Origin of the sequence: Streptomyces adelaidensis (genome assembly GCF_016598475.1) — a bacterium.
In the GTDB taxonomy this organism is placed as follows: domain Bacteria; phylum Actinomycetota; class Actinomycetes; order Streptomycetales; family Streptomycetaceae; genus Streptomyces; species Streptomyces adelaidensis.
The window spans coordinates 1-275 of sequence record NZ_JAEMUX010000332.1 but is presented as its reverse complement, the minus strand read 5'-3'; the positions used below and the strand labels follow the sequence as shown (position 1 = coordinate 275).

Genomic DNA, 275 nt, shown 5'->3' with positions numbered 1-275 from the left:
ACCTGCGACGGCGAAGTCTCCCTCAAGCTCCCCGCTCCGCTGGCGCACCTGGCCAACGCCCCGCACGGCCGGTACGTACTCGCCGCCCGGGTGGCCTTCGCGCACCGGGGTGAGCAGTGGCGCGACCGCGTGGCGGCGAACCGGGCTGTCGCCTACCGCATCCACGAAGACACCGTGCGCGGCCGCTGGTACCTGACCGCGTCGTGGACGATCCCACCCGTGCAGACCGTGCCTCTGGCCGCGGCCCGCGCAGGCGGTCTGGTCGGCGTCGACAC

The 275-nt window shown here is 74.2% G+C and carries 1 pseudogene; it reads left to right on the top strand.

The features are described from left to right. Nucleotides 1-275: pseudogene (locus tag I8N67_RS42110) on the top strand (IS200/IS605 family accessory protein TnpB-related protein); the annotation flags it as partial.